Source organism: Flavobacterium arsenatis, from assembly GCF_031456785.1.
Classification (GTDB): Bacteria; Bacteroidota; Bacteroidia; order Flavobacteriales; family Flavobacteriaceae; genus Flavobacterium; species Flavobacterium arsenatis.
This window is the reverse complement of record NZ_JAVDVI010000006.1, coordinates 86,040-106,885: the sequence shown is the minus strand read 5'-3', so window position 1 is coordinate 106,885 and position 20,846 is coordinate 86,040. Positions and strand designations below refer to the sequence as shown.

Sequence of the window (20,846 nt, the reverse complement as noted above, 5' to 3'; positions counted from 1 at the left end):
TCTCCGAGTCAATTGCCCGAAATTTGAGTACGGCAATTGATTTTTTTTTCCTTCAAGGTTTTGAAAACCTTGCAGGAGTACAATGATTTTTTTTTAAGAAGAGTAAAAACCATTCAATTTATAAACTAAATTTATACAGATTTAAATGTAACAAAGATTGCACAGATTTTCACAGATTCTGTATTATCCAATTTAGAAATCTGTGTTCAATTAAGAATTACAATCTGTGAAAATTTGTAAAATCTGTGTTTAAATAAAATAAATAATATGCAAGAAAACTTCTTATTTCAAGCAATGATATACCTGGCAGGAGCCGTAATAATGGTGCCAATTGCCAAAAGACTGGGTCTAGGTTCCGTACTCGGTTATCTTGTAGCCGGTGTCATCATCGGACCGTTTTGTTTCGGCTTTATCGGAACCGAAGGACATGACATCATGCACTTTGCAGAATTTGGCGTTGTGATGATGCTTTTTGTAATCGGCCTTGAACTTGAACCTTCACGTTTGTGGCGTATGCGAAAAACCATTGCCGGAATGGGCGGACTTCAAGTACTCGGAACTACCATTTTGATAACCGCTTTGGCATTGCTTTTAGGTCTGGATTTCAAGACTTCATTGGTTCTAGGAATGATTATTTCAATGTCGTCCACAGCAATTGTGATGCAAACCTTGGAGGAAAAAGGCTGGATAAAATCTGTTGCAGGACAAAGCTCCTTTGCCGTTTTATTGTTCCAGGATTTGGCCATCATCCCGATGCTGGCGTTGTTTCCGCTCTTGGCAGACGACACGCTGAAATCGGCTTCCACCACCGTAACCCATACCACATTAATTGATACTTTGCCCGAGTGGAGCCAACCGCTCATCGTTTTGTTAGCGGTTGCCACCGTTATCTTCATTGGTAAATATGTCCTCCGTCCTGTTTTCCACTTGATGGCAAAAACCGGAATGCGTGAAATGTTTACCGCCACTGCCCTACTGCTTGTTGTGGGAATTGCGGTTTTGATGACATCAGTAGGATTGAGTCCCGCTCTTGGTGCTTTTCTGGCAGGAGTAGTTTTGGCCAACAGCGAATACCGCCACCAATTGGAAATCGCCATCGACCCATTCAAAGGATTGCTGCTAGGCTTGTTTTTTATTGCCGTTGGTAGCTCGATTGATTTTGAATTACTCATAAGCAAACCTTTCCTTATTGTGGGTTTGGTGGTGAGCCTGATGCTCATCAAAACCGTTATCCTCTTTAGTTTGGGTCGAATTTTCAAGGTGCGAAATGCACAAAACCTTATTTTCAGTGTCGGCTTGAGCCAAATTGGCGAATTTGCCTTTGTACTGTTGAGTTTCTCCTTTCAGGAAGGCATCCTTGGCAAAGAAATCACCGATTTGATGATGGCTGTTACCGCAATCAGCATGGCTCTCACTCCTATCATGATGGTTTTGAATGAAAAATTCCTCATCCCACATCAATGTGCCGCTATGAATCCGACAGGTTTTATCGAAAGAGAAAGCGATGTCGAAGAACAGGACAATCCCGTTATCATTGCAGGATTTGGTCATTTCGGGAACACAATAGGACGTTTCTTGAAAGCCAATGACATTTCAACAACTGTGTTGGATAACGACAGTGACAATGTAGATTTTCTTCGCAAGATGGGCTTTAAGGTATACTATGGCGATGCGACCCGTTATGATTTGTTGGAGATTGCTGGAGCAAAAAAGGCCCAGATTATAGTGATTGCCTTCAACGATCCCGAGAAACGCTTGGGAATGATTGAAACCGTCAAGAAACATTTCCCACATTTGTATATCCTGGTTCGTTCTTCCAACCGTTATGATGCCTATGATCAGATGAATGCCGGAATCATGCACATTTACAGGGAAACGCTCGACACCAGCCTTCGTGTTGGAGTGGATGTCTTGAAGATTTTAGGGCATAGTAAATTAGAGGCCACACAATCGGCCAAGACGTTTTTTACCCATGATGAAAGGACGCTCAAGTTTCTGGCCAGCATGAAAAACAACGATGAAGAATACATCAATGCGGCACGTGAAAAGATTGAGGAACTCGAAAAACTAATCCTTGCCGACCGTGAAGCACTCCGCCTCCAGAATGCTGAAAGTGCTTTGTTGATTGAGTGATTTTTTTTGCCACCGATTACACAAATTATATTGATATTTTTAAAATCCGTTAATCACTGCTTAATAAATTTTGAAGAATAATCAATTTTGCAATAAATTGTAAAAGACTTGCAAGGGAATTTGATGTTTGATAAAACATTTTTATAGTTTACAAGATGATTTGATGAATGCTATGAATATTAAACAGCATAAACTACTACATCACATTTGACTTATGATAACATTAAAATAAAAAATCCCGGAAAATTCCGGGATTTTGAATCATTTCTTTTTTATTTATTCTACTGTAACGGTATGTGTTACAAAAGTATCTTCCGTTTTAAAAAATTTAAGCGTATAGGTTCCTGCAACAGAAGCTTTAAATTTATAAGGTTCATTTACATTCGTGTTTTCTGTATTATCACAATTACATACATCATAAAGAACTAATGCAGTAATTTGTTTTTCAGTTCCACTAATTGCCTGAGTATTAAATGCATAAAAGTCGCCACATTCTTCAGCCACTCTATAGGAAACTGTCAACGTTATTTCTTCATTAACTGTTGCTGTTGTTGGCCCTGAAACTGCAACAGTTGACACTCCAATTACTTGAGAACAATTTTGTTGAGTATCATCTGAAAGTGAACAACTTGTAAAGGTTACTACAACAGCCAAAACACCCAACAAATTTTTAATTAATCTAGTTTTCATTTTTTTTTTGAATTGAATTATAATTTTGAATTGAATTATAATTTTGAATTGAATTATAATTTTGAATTGAATTATAATTATGAGATGCAAACTAACAAAAAAGGTTGCTTACTTTTTACTTAAAATTGAATAAACTACTGAATCCCAAAATTTGCCTTCAAAGAATTCATTCTCCTTAAAATGGGCTTCTTTGATGAAATTGCTTTTTTGTAAAACTTTTTCTGAAGCAATATTTTCCGGATCTATCACTGCTTCAACAGAATGCAAATTCATCTCATCGAAACCATATTTCAATAACACTTTGATGGACTCTGAAACTATTCCTTTTCCTTGAAATTCTGGTAGTATCATATATCCAATTTCTGCACGATAATTTTCGGGTTGAATTCATCAATCATTTTATAATGTCCTATTGCATCTTCGATTGTTTTGAGCAAAGGCCGAGGAATGTATTTCATCGTTTCGGGATTCGACCTGAGTTCGAGAATTTCTTTGACATCGTTTTTTGAAACTCTTCTGAATAATAATCGTTCGGTCTCTAAAATCGGAAAGGGCGAAAAATGGAGTGTTAGCATTTTATTGGATTTCTATTGAAAATTCACTCTCAAAAAATTTATCGGCTTCTAAAATTATGATGCCTTCTTTTTCTAATATATTTCCGGTATTTTTATTTGTATCTGAATAACCAAACCAAGGCTCTATGCAAATAAACGGAGCATTGACCTTTGTCCAAATTCCTAAATTTGGAAAATCATTGAAATTAACTTTTAAAACGGGTTTGCCATTTTCATTTATCGTAATTGATTTTGAATTGATCTGTTTGAAAACAAGTGCATCTCTTTCAAAAAGTTGATAATTTAAGTATAGTTTATTTTCTTGGAGATTTAGATCTTCCGTCTTATCAGAAAGTAAATCATTTTCCAATAAAAAATATTGGAGTGCTTGATCCTCTTCAAAAGAAAGAGAATAGTTTTCAAAATTTTCGGGCAAGGCAAATGCCGGATGTGCTCCAATTGAAAAAGGTATTTCTTTTTTGTCCTTGTTTAAAACTTTGTATTGAATGGACAATTTGTTTTGTTCTAAAACATAAATCAGTTGTAGCTCAAAAATAAAGGGATAATATTTCAAGGTGGTTTCCGAAGCTTCAAGTGAAAAAACGACTTTATTTTCAGATTGTTCTCTAATTACAAAATCCATATCACGAGCAAAACCATGTCTTGAGAGTGTATAGTTTTGTTCCGAATATTGAAATTCATTGTTTTTCAAAGTACCAACTATTGGAAATAAAACCGGAGAATGCTTGCCCCAAAATGTTGGATTCCCTTCCCAGATGAACTCTCGATTATTACTTTTTAACGAAATTAATTCGGCTCCTTTTGAGTTTATTGTTGCAGTGAAATTGCTGTTTTTTATAGTAACTTCCAATTTTAGATGTTTTAAATTTCAATGTAAAAGTAAAAAATAATGATGTTCCAATCCTATCATTTCATAAATCATTTGGCCTAAAAATGAAAAACACCGGCTTTTCAGCCAGTGCTTCCCTGATTAACAAAAACAAAATTACTTAATCGATAACAACCGTGTGGGTGATGAACTCGGTTGCTGTTTTTTTGAATTTTAAATTATAGGTTCCAGCTGTTGCTGATTTGAACTTATAAGTTGTGTTTTTTGTTGTTGGTGTTGTACCGCAATTGGACCCTACATACTTTGATTCAACCTCAATGGTTTTTGTGGTTCCTGCAGTTGTTTCAACATACTTATTGAAAGCTCCACAATTGTTTTCAACTGCAAAAGTCACGTTCAAGGTTAATTCTTGATTTAAATCTCCTGTTTCAGGACCTGTTACAGCCGTAACTAAAGATTTTTTTGTAACCAAAACTGGTGGAGTATTACTATCATCATCACTGCAAGAAGTGAATGCTGATGAAACTACCAATACTAATGCAATTGCTTGTAACTTGAACTTTTTCATAATAATTAAAATTTATTGATTTCCCTAAAGATGCCCAAAACAACAAAGGTTGCTCAAGCAATCTGTTAAAGAAATGTTAGCGATATTTTCTTACAATACAACTGTTTAGTTTTGAATGCATTATCAAAAAAAATTTAACAGAAAAATTTTGGCACAAAAAAAAGCGTTGACCTCTCAACGCTTTTACTACAAACAAACTATATAACAAACTTAACTATACTACAATATTTGATTTGGCAATTTCGGTATCGGCCTGAACGTGAGCTGCATTTGCTCTTCCGCTTGGATCTAAATTTTCCTGCCATTTTGGAATCCATTTTCTAACGGTTTGTGCCGCACTTACTTGTGGATAATATTGATTGAAGATATCCCTGTAATAATAGGCTTCCTTTGTGGTTGGCGTATTGTATGGAAAACGATCTTTGGCTTGTTCCATTTGCAAATCGCTAACCTGACTAGAACAGTAATCAATCAATTGGTCAATCCAGTTGTATCCTACTCCATCGGAAAACTGCTCTTTCTGACGCCATAAAACTTCATCTGGCAAATAAGGAGTTTCTGGTGTGTCAAACGCTTTTCTTAAGATGTATTTTTCAACTCCTTTGTATGTTTTAGGCTGCTTTTCTTCACCTTTGATAAGCATTGCTACATCCAAAAATGCTTTATCTAAAAACGGAACTCTAGCTTCTAAACCATGAGCCATTGTTGACTTATCGGCTCTTAACAAATCGGCAGTAAATAACTTTTGAACTCTTTCGATTGTTTCTTTTTGGAAATCTTCTGTCGAAGGTGCATTTCTAAAATACAAATAACCTCCAAATATTTCATCGGCTCCTTCTCCAGAAAGCACCACTTTTATCCCCCTATCTGTAATTGCTTTTGAAAGGAAATACATTGGCGTACTTGCCCTTACGGAAGTTACATCATAGGTTTCAAGATGCCATATCAATTTATTCAGGATTTCAATTCCTTGATCAATTGTAAAATGAATTTCGTGGTGATCTGTTCCTAAAAATTCAGCTACTTTTCTTGCCGCTTTAGCATCTGGAGCATCTGCATCCAAGCCTATTGAAAACGAGCTTAATTTTTTTCCTTTTTCTGCCAATAATCTTGCAGCAATTGATGAGGTTAAAGAGGAATCTAAACCTCCAGATAATAACACACCAATTGGCACATCACTCATCAATCTTTTTCTTGTAGCTTCGGTTAACGTTTCTCTGATTAAAGACAAATCTAGTTCTCGTGTGGCATTTTTAAAATCCTCGTATTCAGGCTTGTAATATTTTACAAATCCTGTTTTTGGAGTATAATAATGTCCTGGAGGAAAGGTCGAGAACGTCTTGCATTGATCGGTTACTGGTTTCATTTCTGATGCGAAATAAACCCTACCTCTTTCGTCAAGACCATAATAGAGAGGCTTCACTCCCATTGGGTCACGTCCTGCAATAAAATCATCGCCATCAATAACCACAAAAGCAAAATCGCCATCTAGTTTATTTAGAAAATCATAACCGAATTCTTCATACAAATGAACAATAACTTCAGAATCTGATTTGGTTTTAAAAGTATGGTGCTTTAAAATGCCATCTCTCAATTCCTGATGGTTATAAATTTCACCATTATGAACCATATAAGCCGATTTTGTCCCTTTTATAGGTTGCTTACCCGAATGTAAATCGATGATTGACAATCGTTCGTGGCTCAAAATGTGCCCATTTTCTGTAATATGCAAATCACTTTCGTCTGGTCCTCTATGTGACATTCTTTTTGAAAGTGCTTTCACTAATTGTTCGTCTTTTCCTTTTCCAATAATGGCTAATATTCCGCACATAACTTAATCGTATTTTTTGTTTTTAATGTATAAAGCAAATTTGAAGCTTATATTTAAATATTAAAACCAATAATTTATTTTTAGTTATAATATGAAACCATAAAAACAAAATAACAATAAATTAAAAACTAAATTAGCACTAAAAAAAGGGTTTTAGTTATAGATTATAAAAAAACGATAAATTGTGAAGTATGTAAAATTCGAGTGTCAAATTTATCGTATTCTTGAAATTAGGACACGATTTGTTTAATTTGATAATTTGAGCCGTTAATTTCGAAATTAAAACCGATGCAATTACCTAACATCTTGATAGCCAATGGCGATTGTGGAGAAATTCCAAAAACTGTTTTTCCATCAATGGAAATTTTAGATAAAGCAATGCTGATTAAAAAGTAATTCTCATTGGCTTGCACCAAACTTCCAACCACTACTTTATCTGAAATCCTGTTAAAATCAATGTTGGAAAAGATGGTTTTACTTTCTAGAAACTCTTGAAGCTTGTAATTCAATTTTTCTTGTTCTATGTGCATCATGGACAATGCAGTTTCGTGCTTGTCGCCAGCCGAACCTTTGGCATCATTTTTAGAATCTTCGGTCAGGGCCGAAATCATATCCCGAAAAACATCAATCTTGTCCTGAATTTGTTGATTGTAATGTGCAACTACTCTTTCTTTAAAACTCATCTTATCTTTTTTATAAAACAAAAAGCCACAAAGAGATTAAAAAAACCTTTGTGACTTTGTGTCTTTGTGGCAAAAACTTATTTAGAAATCAAATTTATAGCTCGCTCCAAGAACTGCTTGAAATTGCTGAACCGGATAATTCAACCATCTTTCATAGGCTTGATTGGCGATGTTATTTGCTCTTATAAATGCCGTCAATCTTTCATTATGTTTATATCCTAAATTCAAATTTGCATCAAAATAACCATCTAAAGTTTTCAAGCCATCAGTTCCGATTGCTCCAGAAGAATGGTCGAATTGGAAATCCATTCTTTCTCCAACGAAAAATACATTCGCTCCAGCGAACCATTTTTTAGTGATGTTCACATCCAAACTTGTTCCAAACCTTAACTGTGGTAAATTCCAAGCTTCTTCTTGCAAATCATTATTGTAAGTAGCGAAACTTCCATTGATTCCAAAAGCTACATTTTTTGAAAAATCTGCTTTCAATTCTCCAAAAAAGCTGATTGTTTTCATATCATCATATACCACATTAAAAGAGTTTCCGTAAACATAATTCTCATTATTTGGGTTTTCTGAATAATCATTGCTCAAAAATAAGGCTCTGTTTTTCTCACTCAAATACGAACCGCGAACGTTGTAACTTACAGCATTTGATAGTTTCCCTTTCAAGCCTAAATAAATATCATATTGAGCATCTGTTGGAGCTATGAAAAGGTTTGGCGAAACGAATGGGTTGATATTAGTAAAATCCCTGTATGAATTCTGCTTCAAACCACCTTCGGCTCCAGCATAGGCAATCATTAAATCGCCAACCACTTTATAGGAGGCTGTAACGGTTGGATAAAAGAAAAAGTCGCTGTCCGATTCAAAATCGGCTCCGTTTACAATATTTTTTAGTGTGGAAAGATAGACGATGTCAACTCCCAAATTCAAAGTCAAATCGTCCTGCAGGATTTGAAAATTTGGATTTACACCCAAAGTCAAATACGAATGTTCGTTTCCAAAAACAGGAGTTGCTGGATTATCAACATCTGGAAAAGCCTTGTCGAATTTTGTACTCAAATAATCAACCGTGAAATTGGCGGTTATGGCTTTATCTGAAACATCAAATTTTAATGATGGCTTGATGAAGAATCTGTTTTCTTCCGAACCATAGGCGTCCCAAAATCGATTGTATTTAAAACTTCCTTCGTTAAAGAAACTGTCGTTGGCCTTCACTTTTCCGCCAAGGTAAAAATTATGATAGGTTTGCTGTGGATTGATTCCATTGATTAAAGCATTTTGGTCGGCTTCAGGCAAAGTAAATCCGAATAATTCCGGCAAACCATACCAATTATAGACTTGATGCTGATAGCCCATATCGGCATTCCAGGAAAGATTTTGCTGTTTGCTTCCGTAAGTCAAATCCAATGAAGTATCATAGAATTTATCGTCCAGCTTCACTCCTTTTATATTTCCTTGAGAAGATTGGTGGCGAAGCATTCCAGCAACATAATCCGTATTGCTGATATTTTCTGTAATAAAAAGTTCGGCATTTGCAGAGGCATAACTTCCAAAACCTAAAGTTACATAGTTTTTATAGAGGCGTTCCTGAGCCGTTTTATCCACAGAAGCCGCCCTTCCTTTTGAAGGTGTAAATGTAGAAGCCACTGGAAAAGAAAAAATATTGTATTGAATTTCTTCCTTCTTTGTGTTGTCCTCGTCTTCTATCACGGGGGTTTCTTTTACTTTGAATGCATCAGAAATTGTAGGCGTGTAGGGTTTCACCACATTTACAACTTCGGTTCCAATGTTTTCGTCTTTCTTTTGTGCAAAAGTGACTTGCAAACCTGCCAAAAGCAAGATGAATGCAATTTTATATTGAGCTTTATTAGTCATTTTGTTCGGATTGAAAATTAAAATAATTACTTATTAGTTTTGGATAGACGAATTGGTTTTGGCTTCTTCCGCTTTGATAACAGCCAATTCTTTTTGAGCTTCCTCCACGACATCTGGATAATCCTTGAAATTCTTGATCACATTATCCAAAATGTAAGTCGCATTGAAACTGTCCTTTAATCCGTAGAAATTTTTCGCCATTACCACCAATCCTTTTGCACCAAAATATTTATAACCTGAATAATCCTTTGTGAGTTTTTGAACCGATTTGTTTGATTCTTCAAACTTTCCATCTTTGGTTTTGAAATAAGCGTCATAATATAAAGCTTCGGCTGCCATTTCGCCCTTTGCAATGGTCAATAATTTGGCATAAGCTGTTCTGGTCTTCGCTTCGTCATTGGTTTTCACTGCCGAACGTGCTACAATTATTTGTGCATCACTTCGCACTTTATCATCCGTTTTCGGATTTGCCAAAACTTTTTCGGCAGAAGTTACCGCATTTGTATAATCAGCCTTATCGTAATAGGATTTCATCAAATTGGCTTGTGCAAAAGTGATGTTTTGAGGATAATCTGCCTCTGTTTCCAATCTGGTCAAGACCGTAATTGCCTTGTCGTAATTTTTTGCCTTCAAATAAATTTGCGACAAACGAACCAAGGCTTGCTCGGTGAATTCGTTTCGTTGTTTTCCAACAACAAATTCATAATTAGGAACAGCATTGTTTTCTAAACCATCGGCATAATAAAGTTGACCTAGATAGAAATTCGCTTTCAAAGCATGAATACCATTAGGAAAAGAAGCTACATAGCCTGTGAATCCTGAAATTGCCTGCTTGGCATTGTTTTGCAAATATTGCTTTTCGGCCGCTTCGTAGGTGTCGTTATCCAATTCGGCATCGGTAACTTCTACGAAATCAAGCGTTTTTACCCAACTCGCATATTCACTAACTTTTCCGCCATCTACATAAATCAAACGGGCTGTTGAAACGGCTTCTAAAGCTTCTGGAGTATTTGGAAATTCTGCAACAACCTTTTTAAATTTCACCAAAGCCTGATCTGATTTATTTGAATTGTAATAAATCAAACCTTGACGTAAAATTGCTTTCGATGCATAAGATCCGTTTTTATATTCAGATAAAAGCTTGTCATAAGTTTGGATGGCATTGTCAGCTTTATTTTCGGCAGTATAGGTGTTTGCCAACTCAAAATAGGCATCATCACGGTATTGCGATTTTGGAAAATCTTTGACAAACTTGTTTAAATCTTCTATTTTTTTCTCGTTTCGGGCTACAAAACCATAACTAATTGCTTTTTGGAATGCGGCATAATCAGCATCAACTCCTTTTAAATCAATTGCTTTGTTATAGGCTTCCATTGCAGGCCAATATTTTGCAGAAACGAAATGGCTGTCGCCCAAACGAAGATAGGCATCATTCAAACGAACTTTGTCGCCATTATTTGCATCAATATAGGTTTGAAAATTGGTAATCGCTTGATCGTAATTCTTCAATTTAAAATAGGCATACGCCAAATTATAATTGAAATTCTTGTTTTCAGGAGTATTTTTAGCTTCAGCATAACCTGCAAATTGCTTGAAACTCAATAATGATTCGTTGAAATTATCCAAGACATATTCTGTTTCGCCTTTCCAGAAAGTGGCTCTTGCTGTAAATTTTGGATCCCTTGGTTCGGCAATAGATTTTTTGAACATAGCCAAAGCATCTTGATAATTTCCGTCGGTATATAATTCTAAACCTCTATAAAAAGTAACTTTTTGATAGGCTTGCTTGTTGGCGAAACTTTTATTTTTCTCCAATAAAACCAATGCTTCCTTATAGTTTTTAGAAGTGATGTAGGAATTAATGAGCAAGGTTTCAACTTCTGGCTTGTTTGGGTTTGATGGATATTTCTCTATAAAAGCACTCAAAACACTCGGAATACTTTGGTAGGAATTTCCAATTTCATAGCTCAACTTGGCATAATTGAAATAGGCATCTTCTTGAATTTTCAAATCAAAATCCATTTCCGAAGCATTCTTGAAAGCATTCAAGGCCTGTTGTTTTCTGTTGGTTTTCAAATAACTTTCCCCTAAATGGTAATAGGCATTTTGGGCCACGAAATCTTTTCCTTCAATTATCTTATTGAATTGTGCAATTGCATTTTCGTAATCTTTCTGTTGGTAGTAGGCATATCCTAAAATGTAATAATCCGTGTTATTCCATTTTCCTTTTTTGCCTTTGTATTCTGCCAAATAAGGAATTGCCTTGTCGTATTGTTTCAGGTTGAAATAACTTTCCCCGATAATTTTATTCAATTCCGATTTTTCTTGGGCATTTGATTTCGCCATTGCTTTCAATCCCAAATCAATTGCTTCCTGAAATTTTCCGAGCTTGAAATTCATATCCGCTTGGAAATAGGACATTTTTTCTTTGTATTTTTCTTCTCCAGAAACTTGATCAAACTGTTTGGTAGCTTCTTTATAATCATCAGCTTCATAGGCCATAAACCCAAGATAATACTTGGCCTGGGAACCATATTCTTGAGAATTGGCTACTTTATTGAAATAGGCAGTTGCTTGCTTTTTATCTTTAGCCGTAAAAAACACATATCCTTTTTGGAAATTGTATTTATTGATATCTTCTTTACTCAATGTGCTTTCATCCACTCTATCAAACCACTCCAAAGATTGAGGATATTGCCCTTGTTCGAAATAAAAATGGGCCACTTCTATATAAGCCTGATTTTGCTTTGAGCTTGTTGGATAATTCCGAACAAAATCTTCCATCAATTTATCGGCACCTTGCTGGTTGAGTCGGATGGCACAGTTGGCAATATAATAAGCACAATCGGCCTGAACTTCCTGATTGTGGTTTTGCTGTTTAATTTCCTCGAAAATGATTTGAGCCGAAAGGTACTGCTTGTCTTTATAAAGCTCGATGGCTCGGTTGAAATCTCTTAAATCATGGGTATAAATTTCTGATTTCTGGGCAGAAACGGTGGTGGAAACTCCGGCTGTTAAAAGCGGGAACAATATCCAGGAATATTTATGCATCGTGGTTTGGTTTTAAAATTCAAATATATCAAATTCCTAATTGGTATAACGTATCTTTTTAGGGTTTGTTGCTCAAGTTTTCAAGGTTTTTTTGTTAGGCTTTTGTTAAAATCAAATTGCCGGAAGTTCCTTAAAATATATTTTGAATACCAGCGTTATCTTACTACTTTTACAGCAAAACAAATTCTATTATGTCACAACCGGTACTTTTTTTAAGAAATGTAAACATCTACCAAGAAAAAAATATGATTTTATCCAACGTTAACCTTGAAGTTAACCACGGAGAATTTATTTATATTATTGGAAAAACCGGTTCGGGAAAAAGTAGTTTTATGAAAACGCTTTATGCTGATTTGCCTTTAACAGAAGGTCAGGCAAGCATTGTAGATTATGATTTGGCTGCATTAAAAGAAAAAAATATTCCTTATTTGAGAAGAAAAATTGGTATTGTTTTTCAAGATTTCAAACTACTTCCGGACCGAAGTATCAACGAAAATATGTTATTTGTTTTGAGAGCAACCGGCTGGAAAGACACACAGGAAATGCAATTGAAAATTGACGAGGTTTTGGAAAAAGTGGACATGAAGAATTTTTCAAAAAAAATGCCCCATCAATTATCTGGTGGAGAACAACAGCGAATTGCCATTGCAAGGGCCTTGTTGAATGATCCGGAACTAATTCTAGCCGATGAACCAACCGGAAACCTTGACCCTCAAACAAGTGCAGAAGTAATGAACGTTTTGAGAAAAATCAATGAAAACGGAAAAACCGTAATTATGGCCACACATGATTATGCGGTTCTTTTGAAATTCCCTTCCAAGACTTTGAAATGTGAGAACGGGACTATCTTTGAAGTGGTTCAAAGAACGGTTTAAACCTTGCTTATTGTCTTTAGACTTTTAAAATTTAAACAACCCTAATTTGATTGATGCTGCAAAAAAGACAATTGTAATTTCTGGTATTAACATGACCAACAGCGGTTTATTATCCATAATTACAGATTGCTTGTCTCATTTATCAAACTATAGCATCAAGAAGAACATAAGGATAATTGCCCTTGTTCACGATAAATCTTTATTTGATATACCAAACATCGAGTACATCGAATTTCCTAACTCGAAGAAATCGTGGTTTGCCCGACTTTACTATGAATACTTTTATTTTAAGAAATTCTCCAAACAGCTGGATGCCGATGTTTGGTTCTCGCTTCATGATATTTCCCCAAACGTTACCGCCAAAAAGAAATTTGTTTATTGCCACAACCCTACTCCTTTTTTCAAACCAAGCTTAAAGGATTGGCGATTTGGATTCAAGATTTGCTTGTTTTCGCTGTTTTATAAGTATCTCTATCAAATCAATATAAAAAGCAATACAGCGGTGATAGTGCAACAAAATGCCATCAAGTTATCCTTTCAAAAAATGTTTGGAATTGAAAATGTTGTAGTGGGCCATCCTGAAATTGTATTTGAAAATCCAAAAAGAAAAGCAAATCTAAATCCTGATAAAATTCATTTTTTCTATCCGAGTTTTCCTAGAATGTTCAAAAATTTTGAATATATAGTTGATGCCTTTTCAATTTTACCCCAACATATACAATCAAAAATTGAAATTCATTTTACGTTAAACAAAGAAATAAATGCTTATGCCAATTATATTGTAGCATCCGCCAAAAAGTATCCTTCAATAAAATGCATCGGATTGTTGAAGCGTGAAGAAGTTTTAGAATATTACAACACTGTTGATGTACTTTTATTTCCTTCCCGTTTGGAAACGTGGGGTTTGCCATTATCAGAATTCAAACCATTTGAAAAAGATATTTTTGCCATCAATTTGCCTTATGCAAAGGAAACAGTTGGTACTTATGAAAAAGTGCATTACTTTGAACCAGAAAGCCCACAAACACTTGCCCGATTGATCACAGATTTTGTAGAGAATAATCTTGAAAAAAGCACCGTGAACAAAAATATTGAAGCACCCGATTTCAAAAACTGGAACTCGTTATTCGATTTTATTTTTAAAGAAAATTAATATGCCTTTTTTCTCCGTAATAATTCCGCTCTACAACAAAGAAAACTATATTCAAGAAGCTTTGAAGAGCGTTTTGATTCAAGATTTTCAGGATTTCGAGATTGTTATTGTAAACGATTGCTCGACTGACAATAGTCTAGAAAAAGCCAATGAAATCATATCTGAAAAAATAAGATATGTCAACCACGAGCAAAATAAAGGCCTTTCGGCTAGCAGGAATACAGGAATTAGGAATGCAAAAGCACAATATGTTGCTTTTTTAGATGCAGATGATATTTGGAAACCTCAATTTCTTCAAAAAATAAAAGCTCTAATTGATGCATTTCCTGAAGAATCTTTGTTTGCAACCACTTATTTCGAAATTTATCCTGACAATTTAGTATTGCCACCAAGTGTAAAATCTGATGATTTAAAAAAGGAAGAAATGTATTTAATTACAGACTATTTTGCTCGAAGCAACAGTCAGCCATTATATATTCCTTCGAGTTTATGTGCCAATAAAAACATCTTTGAAAACGTTGGATTTTATGATGAAGAAATTACTTTTTCAGAAGATGTGGATTTCAACATTCGAGCAAATTCTTATTCCAATTTAGCTTTTTACAACGCCTCAGAAGTTGGATATACCATTTTTTCTGAAAATCAAATTACGACTTCCGGAATCAAGGGAAAGAAGATACCGGATTTAAAATATACAACCTTAGAAAAAGAAAATCCAGCTTTAAAAAAATATATTGATTTTGAGCGTTATGTTTTAGCTAAACAATGCAAATTAGCCGATAGAAAAGTAGAATTTAAAAGTTTCGTCAATTCAATTGACTATAAGAACCTGACTTTTTTTCAAAGAATATTACTTAAGATGCCCAAATCAATCTTGCTAATGATTAAAAAAACAAAAATTTTTTTGTTATTAAAAGGCTGGAAGATAACATCTTACTAGGAATTATTTTTTATTATAATCTAGAAAATCAGCATAATCTCTGATGTAATCTTCTTCACTAAAAACTTCTGAAGCCAGAACCAAACAAACTGATCCTGAAGAAAAATTCTCTAACTCCCTCCAAATATTTTCATGAATAAGCAAACCTTTATCGGGTTTGTTAAGCGTTATTTTTTTTGTTTCTTTTGGAGTTTTTAAAACTACATCAAAACTACCAGAAACCGCTATCAGCAATTGTTTCAAGTTTTTATGAGCATGACCGCCCCTATGAGAAGTACTTGGAACATCAAAAAGATAATAAACTCTGTTGATGTCAAATGGAATTGTGTCATTCTCTATAATAGCAAGATTTCCCCGATAGTCTTCTCTCTTTGGAATTTCTATAATTTCTATATTCATAAAGCTAACTTACGTATATTTTAAATAATCCAACCATTGCTTACCAATATTTTCCAATGCAAATCTTTGTACACTTTCTACAGCATTCGATTTACAATGCTCATACAACTCCTGATTTTCTACCATTTCGTTCATTGCTTCCGTTAGCTTCAAAACGTTTTGATCTTCTACCAAAAGCCCATTATGTTGATGCGTGATAATTTCATTTGGCCCCGTAAAACAATCAAAAGAAACTACTGGTGTTCCTGTCGCTAAACTTTCAACAATTACATTTCCAAAACCTTCATTCCTACTGGATAAAACTGAAAATAAAGCATTCTTTTGATAGGGATAGGGATTTTTTTTAAACCCTTTAAAGACTATTTTATCTGCTATTTTTTTTTGTTCTGCCAATAATTTCAATTCTTTTAATAGGTATCCTTCTCCTAAAATCAAAAGTTTAATGTTGTTTTGAGGAAGAATCGAATCTGAATAAGCTTCAATGAGCTTATCAAATTGTTTTACCCTATCATTCATTCTGCCAACGGCTATTATGTAATTTTTTTCTTCAGGAACAAATTGGTTACTTCTAATTTCAATTTCTTTTAAATCAAAAGGATTGTAAATTGTTTGAGTAGAAATTGGCAACATTTTATTTACTCTTTCTTTAATGCCATTGCTAACTGTTATGATTTTTGCCGCACTGTATATCCATTTGGCTAACCTCTTATTTTTAGGAATATAATACTCTATGATACCGCTATGAACAGTATAAATGACTGAGGTATTGTAAGCAAAGTAAGCAATCAAAAGTTCGTTTATAGTGTTAACCCGAATTCTAAAATCAATTATGAAGTCAAATTTATGCTGTTTTAAATATTTTCTCCATCTATAAAATTTCTTCAGTTTATCGAGAATAGTTGCATTTTTCATTTTCCCCAAATTCAACAATTCGCCTGAATAGTTGTATGAAACATCATCAAAAAGAATAATATTATGGACTGAAATACCATTCCTGTTAAAAAAAACAGACAGTGTAGCATGCACTTTTTCAGCACCTCCACCTCCAAGGCAATCCCCTACAAGTGCAATTTTAAAGTCTGTTTTTTCTTTATTCATTTTTGAATTCCTATTTTCGTAAACAAATATAGAACACTTAACTGAATTTATGCAAAATACTCCCCTGGTAACTGTTGTTTGCTTGTGTTACAATCACGGACAATTTGTTGTTGAAACTTTGAATTCGGTTATCAATCAGACCTATCCAAACATTGAGTTGATCATTGTAGACGATTGTAGTACAGACAACTCTGTAAATATCATCCGGGAATGGCTCAAAGAGCATCCCAGTATTCCATTTATTGCAAACGAAAAAAATCTGGGCAATACTACAGCATTCAATAAGGCTTTTAAAATTTGCAACGGAGATTATATCATCGATTTGGCTGCCGATGATATCCTGATGGAGTATTGTGTAGCCATGCAAATCAATCAATTTCAAAATTCTGCTTATGAGAATGTAGGAATTGTATATGGAGGATTGGAACTTATCGACGAAAATAACCACTTAATTGGAAACTTTTTTGAAATCTACAACACCAACACTTCCGGAAAAGACAACAGGTCTGGCGATATATACAAAGGCTTATTGAACATGCAAAACAATGTTTGTTCCGTTTCATCGATGGTAAAAAGAGAAGTGTATGATCGTTTTTCAGGATACGATGAAAGTCTGGCCTACGAGGATTATGACTTGTGGATAAAAACAGCGCGTTATTATAATTTTGATTTTATTGATACTACCCTAGTGCGAAAAAGGGAGCTAAAAACTTCAATGACTTCTTACAGATCACGAAGGTGGAACAAGAAAACTTGGAAACTAGGTTTCTCAACTTATAAAATTCTATTAAAAGCATTACATCTAAACCGAACAAAAGAGGAAAATAGAGCCATGCTCAAGAGAATCCGTCTCGAAACAAAAATCGCTATTAGAACGGGTAATGTCTTGTTGGCTTTAAGGTTTGTTTGGTTGGAAATGAGAATACGAATATTGTTGTTAAGGTAAAAAAAGGATAGAAAATTCTATCCTTTTATCTTTTTAAATTTAAGATGCTTATTTTTTAATAAACTTGAGTGTTTCGCTATAATTAATCGAGAATAACCTAACAAAATACATCCCAGAAGCAAGATTAGGAAGATTTATTTCAAAAGTATCGGTTAAATTATCAGCTTGATATACAGGTTTTCCTAGAACATCATATACAACAATAGAAATATTTTTTATGGTCTTGTCTTCTAAAGAAATATTGAATGATCCTGTATTGGGATTTGGGAATAGTTTAGAACCATTTGATCGAACTGCTGTTTTCTTTTGTTGAGTATTGGATCTCGAAACATTATTCATTTCTGAACAAGTAATATCAATATTCTCATTAACCTTTAAGTCTATAAAACCATATTCATTGGGTTTAAAATCTGAATTTTGTAGAACTTCAATACTGTTTCTTGCTACGAAATTGGATGTATTTTTATCTCTAAAAATTTGATTCGAAATAGTTAAGTTGTTATTTATATTTTGTAGATCAAAATTAAACCTATAAAAATCTTGCCCATCTATTAAGGCATTACCATTAGGATCCATTGCTTCACTAACAAATTCGACAGCATCACCAGTTTCTAACTTTCCAGACCCTATCCTGCCAAGAAAATAACTGTTATATGGATTTGACTCTATGTTTTTAGAGTTTAACTGTAAAATATCTTTAACTTCATCAGGATTCAAACATCTATTTAGAGAAAGCATAAGACCTACTGTACCGGCAACTTGTGGTGAAGCTTGAGATGTACCACTCCCATAGTGGTGTGGGAGTCCAGTGATAGGATCTATATTACCTAAAACATACCATGGATAAATCATAATTTTCCATCCAGGTGCACAAATATCAACTTTTTCATTTGTTGTGTGTCCATCCCAATAGGGTGTATAATAGACTCCGTTTTGGTTCATTACGCCTGTAGGCGTTATCATATCTTCAACGTGCCATGAAACGTCGCCGAAAGTTTCATTAGTAACTTCATCTCCAATATTTTTATTTTTATGATTAACCGACGTAACAGAAATAACATGATTATAAGATGCTGGGTAAGCATAAACCAAGTAATTAGGGGCGTATTGGAGTGCATAAGAATTTTGATTTCCCGCAGATGCGACTAAAACAACACCCATCTCATAAATCTCGTCTATAACCCCCTGATAAGTAGTCAAATTAGGGTCAGTACTTAAAAAACTCCAGCTCATATTTATAACTTTTGCACCTGCTTGGGCTAATAATAATAAATTATTATAATTTCCATACTGAACGCCTAAAATACTACAATCGGAGCAGACACCTACAGTTCCTTGCCCATTGTTTCCTTGACCTGCTGCTAGGCCAGCTACTGAAGTTCCGTGAGGTCCCGCTCCTCCAGGACTAGTAAGATTATATCCATATGGGTACGATGTCAAAAGTGTTGTTTTCCCACTGAAATCACTATCCAAAATATTTATATAACTGTCCGATATTCCAATTTTAACCTTGGGATCTCCAAAAGTATAATCCCAAGCTTTAGGAACATTTATGTAATCATAATTACTCATACTTAAAGGAACTCCTAAGTTTGCAACCGGACTTGTAGTTCCGTAATCGTTAGGATATGAATTCGATAATTCGTATTTCATATTAGTTATATCTTCGCCTTTCAGATACTTTTCAGGAAAGCGAATAAGCATTTCGTTCATTAATTTATCACTACTGGAAACTACAGTAAAAATATTTAGATTTTTTTGCCATCTTGAAGCAGGGAACGATTGATGAAAACTACTAATTTCATAATTACTAAAAAATGCTTTTTCATTGATATCGTTACCACTATATACTAATTTGCCATTAACTTGATTGAAATTAGGAGCTAAATTATAATCTGATAATTCAATATGAAAAATATACTGGCAATATGAGTTAGAAGCTAGTAACAGAAATAGTAATATCTTTAAATTAATTTTCATAATTAATTATCTTTAATTTGACTTTTCACTACTTGCAATTCTTTATTCATTTCAATTATATACAAAGTCAATTCTTCAACTTTTTGTAACAAAAGTTTATTCATTTCTCCTAATTCAATTCCATTTTGTTCTACATCTTTAGCAGATGGAATATCTTTCAAATGCCCCTTCTCAATAATATGTTTTTCAACTTCTTCCAATGTTGGCAGTCCATAATCTTTTTCAAAAACATAGTCAGCCCATGTAGTGTAAACTTTTACTCTATTTGCTCTAATAGCTCCATCAACAGAAAGCCTGTAAGTATCAGGTCCATCAACAAAATTTGAAGTTCCAATACCAATATTAGAATCTGTTAATATATTACCTTCAATTAACGCACTACCTCCTTTTACACAAAACTTGTGAACTAAACTTGGTGTGTAGCTTGAATAATCTCCAATAACAACTCTTGTATTTGGTTTAGGCATTTGCAATATAATACTCTCATTCCCATAATCGAGAACTCTGAATACCTCTGCTTCATTCTTATCATATAATGTTAAAGCACCAGAACCTCCTTGTGATGCTGATACAACAAACCTTGCAATATCATTACGATTTTGTAATGAAAACCAAAAACTTGGATTGACCCTTGTTGGTGTACTTTGCTGATCAAAAAAATTAAATGTTTTTGTATTATTTAATGTATTAACAACCGTTCCAGCTGACAATACATTTGTCGATTTTAGTTCTTCATCTACATTTGCAAAAACAGTCCCATTAGGAATAGATTTTGGAAATGATGCTCCTACAGCTATTATTTGGCCATCAACATCAAGCATTGAAGTAGGATTTAATTTTCCAATACCAACAAATCCTGTACCCCCATGAATAAAAAATTCAGAGTTAGATGTTGCAGGAGTAAATGTTAAATTTCTTCCTCCTAGTGTCACTTTTCTATGGCCTGCTAATGAGCCATCACTTGTATAAAGTGTTTGGGATAATCCCATTGCAGAAATTAAAAATGTTCCGATAAATAAAATTTGTTTTTTCATAAGTGTTGTTTTTATTTTAATAATTATCCTATAAATTTAAACTAAAAAAACACAAAAACAAATAGATAAACAATTATATTTCAATTAGATAACATCAAGAACATTTTAGTAAAAACTGAAGTTGATCTTTTTTACGTAAACAGGAATTGTATTATCACATATTTATACCTATTTTTAATT

At 34.1% G+C, this 20,846-nt stretch carries 18 protein-coding genes; 5 read left to right on the top strand and 13 right to left on the bottom strand.

What is annotated here, in order from left to right; all coding sequences use genetic code 11:
• Positions 1-267 precede the first annotated feature (267 nt).
• The gene (locus J2X31_RS08305; protein WP_310025928.1) at positions 268-2,133 is read left to right on the top strand and encodes a monovalent cation:proton antiporter-2 (CPA2) family protein; all 1,866 of its coding nucleotides are present in this window, start codon (positions 268-270) and stop codon (positions 2,131-2,133) included.
• Positions 2,134-2,409: 276 nt separating this feature from the next.
• Here the strand turns inward: J2X31_RS08305 and J2X31_RS08300 are convergent, their stop codons facing one another.
• The 9 genes from J2X31_RS08300 to J2X31_RS08260 form a co-directional block, all read right to left on the bottom strand.
• Positions 2,410-2,823 (bottom strand): hypothetical protein, encoded by a 414-nt coding sequence (locus tag J2X31_RS08300; protein ID WP_310025927.1) that lies wholly within the window; start codon positions 2,821-2,823, stop codon positions 2,410-2,412.
• Positions 2,824-2,931: 108 nt separating this feature from the next.
• Positions 2,932-3,174 (bottom strand): GNAT family N-acetyltransferase, encoded by a 243-nt coding sequence (locus J2X31_RS08295; RefSeq protein ID WP_310025926.1) that lies wholly within the window; start codon positions 3,172-3,174, stop codon positions 2,932-2,934.
• Positions 3,171-3,398 (bottom strand): GNAT family N-acetyltransferase, encoded by a 228-nt coding sequence (locus J2X31_RS08290; RefSeq protein WP_310025925.1) that lies wholly within the window; start codon positions 3,396-3,398, stop codon positions 3,171-3,173. Before J2X31_RS08290 ends, J2X31_RS08295 begins: the two co-directional genes overlap by 4 nt.
• Before the next feature lies 1 nt (position 3,399).
• Positions 3,400-4,248 (bottom strand): aldose 1-epimerase family protein, encoded by an 849-nt coding sequence (locus J2X31_RS08285; RefSeq protein WP_310025924.1) that lies wholly within the window; start codon positions 4,246-4,248, stop codon positions 3,400-3,402.
• Between the two features lie 139 nt (positions 4,249-4,387).
• A complete protein-coding gene (locus tag J2X31_RS08280) occupies positions 4,388-4,795 on the bottom strand; it encodes a hypothetical protein (protein ID WP_310025922.1) in 408 nt (135 codons plus the stop codon).
• Between the two features lie 214 nt (positions 4,796-5,009).
• Positions 5,010-6,626: an asparagine synthase B gene (asnB, locus tag J2X31_RS08275; RefSeq protein ID WP_310025921.1), complete on the bottom strand. Its 1,617-nt coding sequence runs from the start codon at positions 6,624-6,626 to the stop codon at positions 5,010-5,012.
• 230 nt (positions 6,627-6,856) lie between these two features.
• Positions 6,857-7,309 carry a hypothetical protein gene (locus tag J2X31_RS08270; protein WP_310025919.1) on the bottom strand — a complete coding sequence of 151 codons (453 nt, stop codon included), beginning with the start codon at positions 7,307-7,309 and terminating at the stop codon, positions 6,857-6,859.
• A gap of 81 nt (positions 7,310-7,390) precedes the next feature.
• A complete protein-coding gene (locus J2X31_RS08265) occupies positions 7,391-9,190 on the bottom strand; it encodes a TonB-dependent receptor (protein ID WP_310025917.1) in 1,800 nt (599 codons plus the stop codon).
• Between the two features lie 33 nt (positions 9,191-9,223).
• Positions 9,224-12,241: a tetratricopeptide repeat protein gene (locus J2X31_RS08260; protein WP_310025916.1), complete on the bottom strand. Its 3,018-nt coding sequence runs from the start codon at positions 12,239-12,241 to the stop codon at positions 9,224-9,226.
• 191 nt (positions 12,242-12,432) lie between these two features.
• Between J2X31_RS08260 and J2X31_RS08255 the strand changes: the two genes are divergently transcribed.
• The 3 genes from J2X31_RS08255 to J2X31_RS08245 are packed head-to-tail and all read left to right on the top strand — an operon-like array spanning position 12,433 to position 15,209.
• Entirely contained in the window at positions 12,433-13,116 is a 684-nt protein-coding gene (locus J2X31_RS08255; protein ID WP_310025914.1) for a cell division ATP-binding protein FtsE, read from the top strand.
• 46 nt (positions 13,117-13,162) lie between these two features.
• The gene (locus tag J2X31_RS08250) at positions 13,163-14,269 is read left to right on the top strand and encodes a glycosyltransferase (RefSeq protein ID WP_310025913.1); all 1,107 of its coding nucleotides are present in this window, start codon (positions 13,163-13,165) and stop codon (positions 14,267-14,269) included.
• 1 nt (position 14,270) lies between these two features.
• Entirely contained in the window at positions 14,271-15,209 is a 939-nt protein-coding gene (locus J2X31_RS08245) for a glycosyltransferase family 2 protein (RefSeq protein ID WP_310025911.1), read from the top strand.
• A 3-nt stretch (positions 15,210-15,212) separates the two neighbouring features.
• On the opposite strand, the gene J2X31_RS08240 is transcribed toward J2X31_RS08245, so the two are convergent.
• Entirely contained in the window at positions 15,213-15,608 is a 396-nt protein-coding gene (locus tag J2X31_RS08240; protein WP_310025909.1) for a sugar 3,4-ketoisomerase, read from the bottom strand.
• Between the two features lie 9 nt (positions 15,609-15,617).
• The gene (locus J2X31_RS08235) at positions 15,618-16,706 is read right to left on the bottom strand and encodes a glycosyltransferase (RefSeq protein ID WP_310025907.1); all 1,089 of its coding nucleotides are present in this window, start codon (positions 16,704-16,706) and stop codon (positions 15,618-15,620) included.
• 49 nt (positions 16,707-16,755) lie between these two features.
• Between J2X31_RS08235 and J2X31_RS08230 the strand changes: the two genes are divergently transcribed.
• Positions 16,756-17,652: a glycosyltransferase gene (locus J2X31_RS08230; RefSeq protein ID WP_310025906.1), complete on the top strand. Its 897-nt coding sequence runs from the start codon at positions 16,756-16,758 to the stop codon at positions 17,650-17,652.
• 48 nt (positions 17,653-17,700) lie between these two features.
• Here the strand turns inward: J2X31_RS08230 and J2X31_RS08225 are convergent, their stop codons facing one another.
• On the bottom strand, positions 17,701-19,632 hold the full coding sequence (locus J2X31_RS08225; RefSeq protein WP_310025905.1) for a S8 family peptidase: 1,932 nt from the start codon (positions 19,630-19,632) through the stop codon (positions 17,701-17,703).
• 2 nt (positions 19,633-19,634) lie between these two features.
• Complete coding sequence (locus tag J2X31_RS08220; RefSeq protein WP_310025904.1) at positions 19,635-20,666, bottom strand: hypothetical protein; 1,032 nt, start codon at positions 20,664-20,666, stop codon at positions 19,635-19,637.
• Positions 20,667-20,846: the final 180 nt, after the last annotated feature.

What these genes read in the sequence shown, in the direction of transcription:
- J2X31_RS08305 (WP_310025928.1), top strand. Translation starts at nt 268, where the DNA reads ATGCAAGAAAACTTCTTATTTCAAGCAATGATATACCTGGCAGGAGCC.
- J2X31_RS08300 (WP_310025927.1), bottom strand. Translation starts at nt 2,823, where the DNA reads ATGAAAACTAGATTAATTAAAAATTTGTTGGGTGTTTTGGCTGTTGTA.
- J2X31_RS08295 (WP_310025926.1), bottom strand. Translation starts at nt 3,174, where the DNA reads ATGATACTACCAGAATTTCAAGGAAAAGGAATAGTTTCAGAGTCCATC.
- J2X31_RS08290 (WP_310025925.1), bottom strand. Translation starts at nt 3,398, where the DNA reads ATGCTAACACTCCATTTTTCGCCCTTTCCGATTTTAGAGACCGAACGA.
- J2X31_RS08280 (WP_310025922.1), bottom strand. Translation starts at nt 4,795, where the DNA reads ATGAAAAAGTTCAAGTTACAAGCAATTGCATTAGTATTGGTAGTTTCA.
- asnB (WP_310025921.1), bottom strand. Translation starts at nt 6,626, where the DNA reads ATGTGCGGAATATTAGCCATTATTGGAAAAGGAAAAGACGAACAATTA.
- J2X31_RS08270 (WP_310025919.1), bottom strand. Translation starts at nt 7,309, where the DNA reads ATGAGTTTTAAAGAAAGAGTAGTTGCACATTACAATCAACAAATTCAG.
- J2X31_RS08265 (WP_310025917.1), bottom strand. Translation starts at nt 9,190, where the DNA reads ATGACTAATAAAGCTCAATATAAAATTGCATTCATCTTGCTTTTGGCA.
- J2X31_RS08260 (WP_310025916.1), bottom strand. Translation starts at nt 12,241, where the DNA reads ATGCATAAATATTCCTGGATATTGTTCCCGCTTTTAACAGCCGGAGTT.
- J2X31_RS08255 (WP_310025914.1), top strand. Translation starts at nt 12,433, where the DNA reads ATGTCACAACCGGTACTTTTTTTAAGAAATGTAAACATCTACCAAGAA.
- J2X31_RS08245 (WP_310025911.1), top strand. Translation starts at nt 14,271, where the DNA reads ATGCCTTTTTTCTCCGTAATAATTCCGCTCTACAACAAAGAAAACTAT.
- J2X31_RS08240 (WP_310025909.1), bottom strand. Translation starts at nt 15,608, where the DNA reads ATGAATATAGAAATTATAGAAATTCCAAAGAGAGAAGACTATCGGGGA.
- J2X31_RS08235 (WP_310025907.1), bottom strand. Translation starts at nt 16,706, where the DNA reads ATGAATAAAGAAAAAACAGACTTTAAAATTGCACTTGTAGGGGATTGC.
- J2X31_RS08230 (WP_310025906.1), top strand. Translation starts at nt 16,756, where the DNA reads ATGCAAAATACTCCCCTGGTAACTGTTGTTTGCTTGTGTTACAATCAC.
- J2X31_RS08225 (WP_310025905.1), bottom strand. Translation starts at nt 19,632, where the DNA reads ATGAAAATTAATTTAAAGATATTACTATTTCTGTTACTAGCTTCTAAC.
- J2X31_RS08220 (WP_310025904.1), bottom strand. Translation starts at nt 20,666, where the DNA reads ATGAAAAAACAAATTTTATTTATCGGAACATTTTTAATTTCTGCAATG.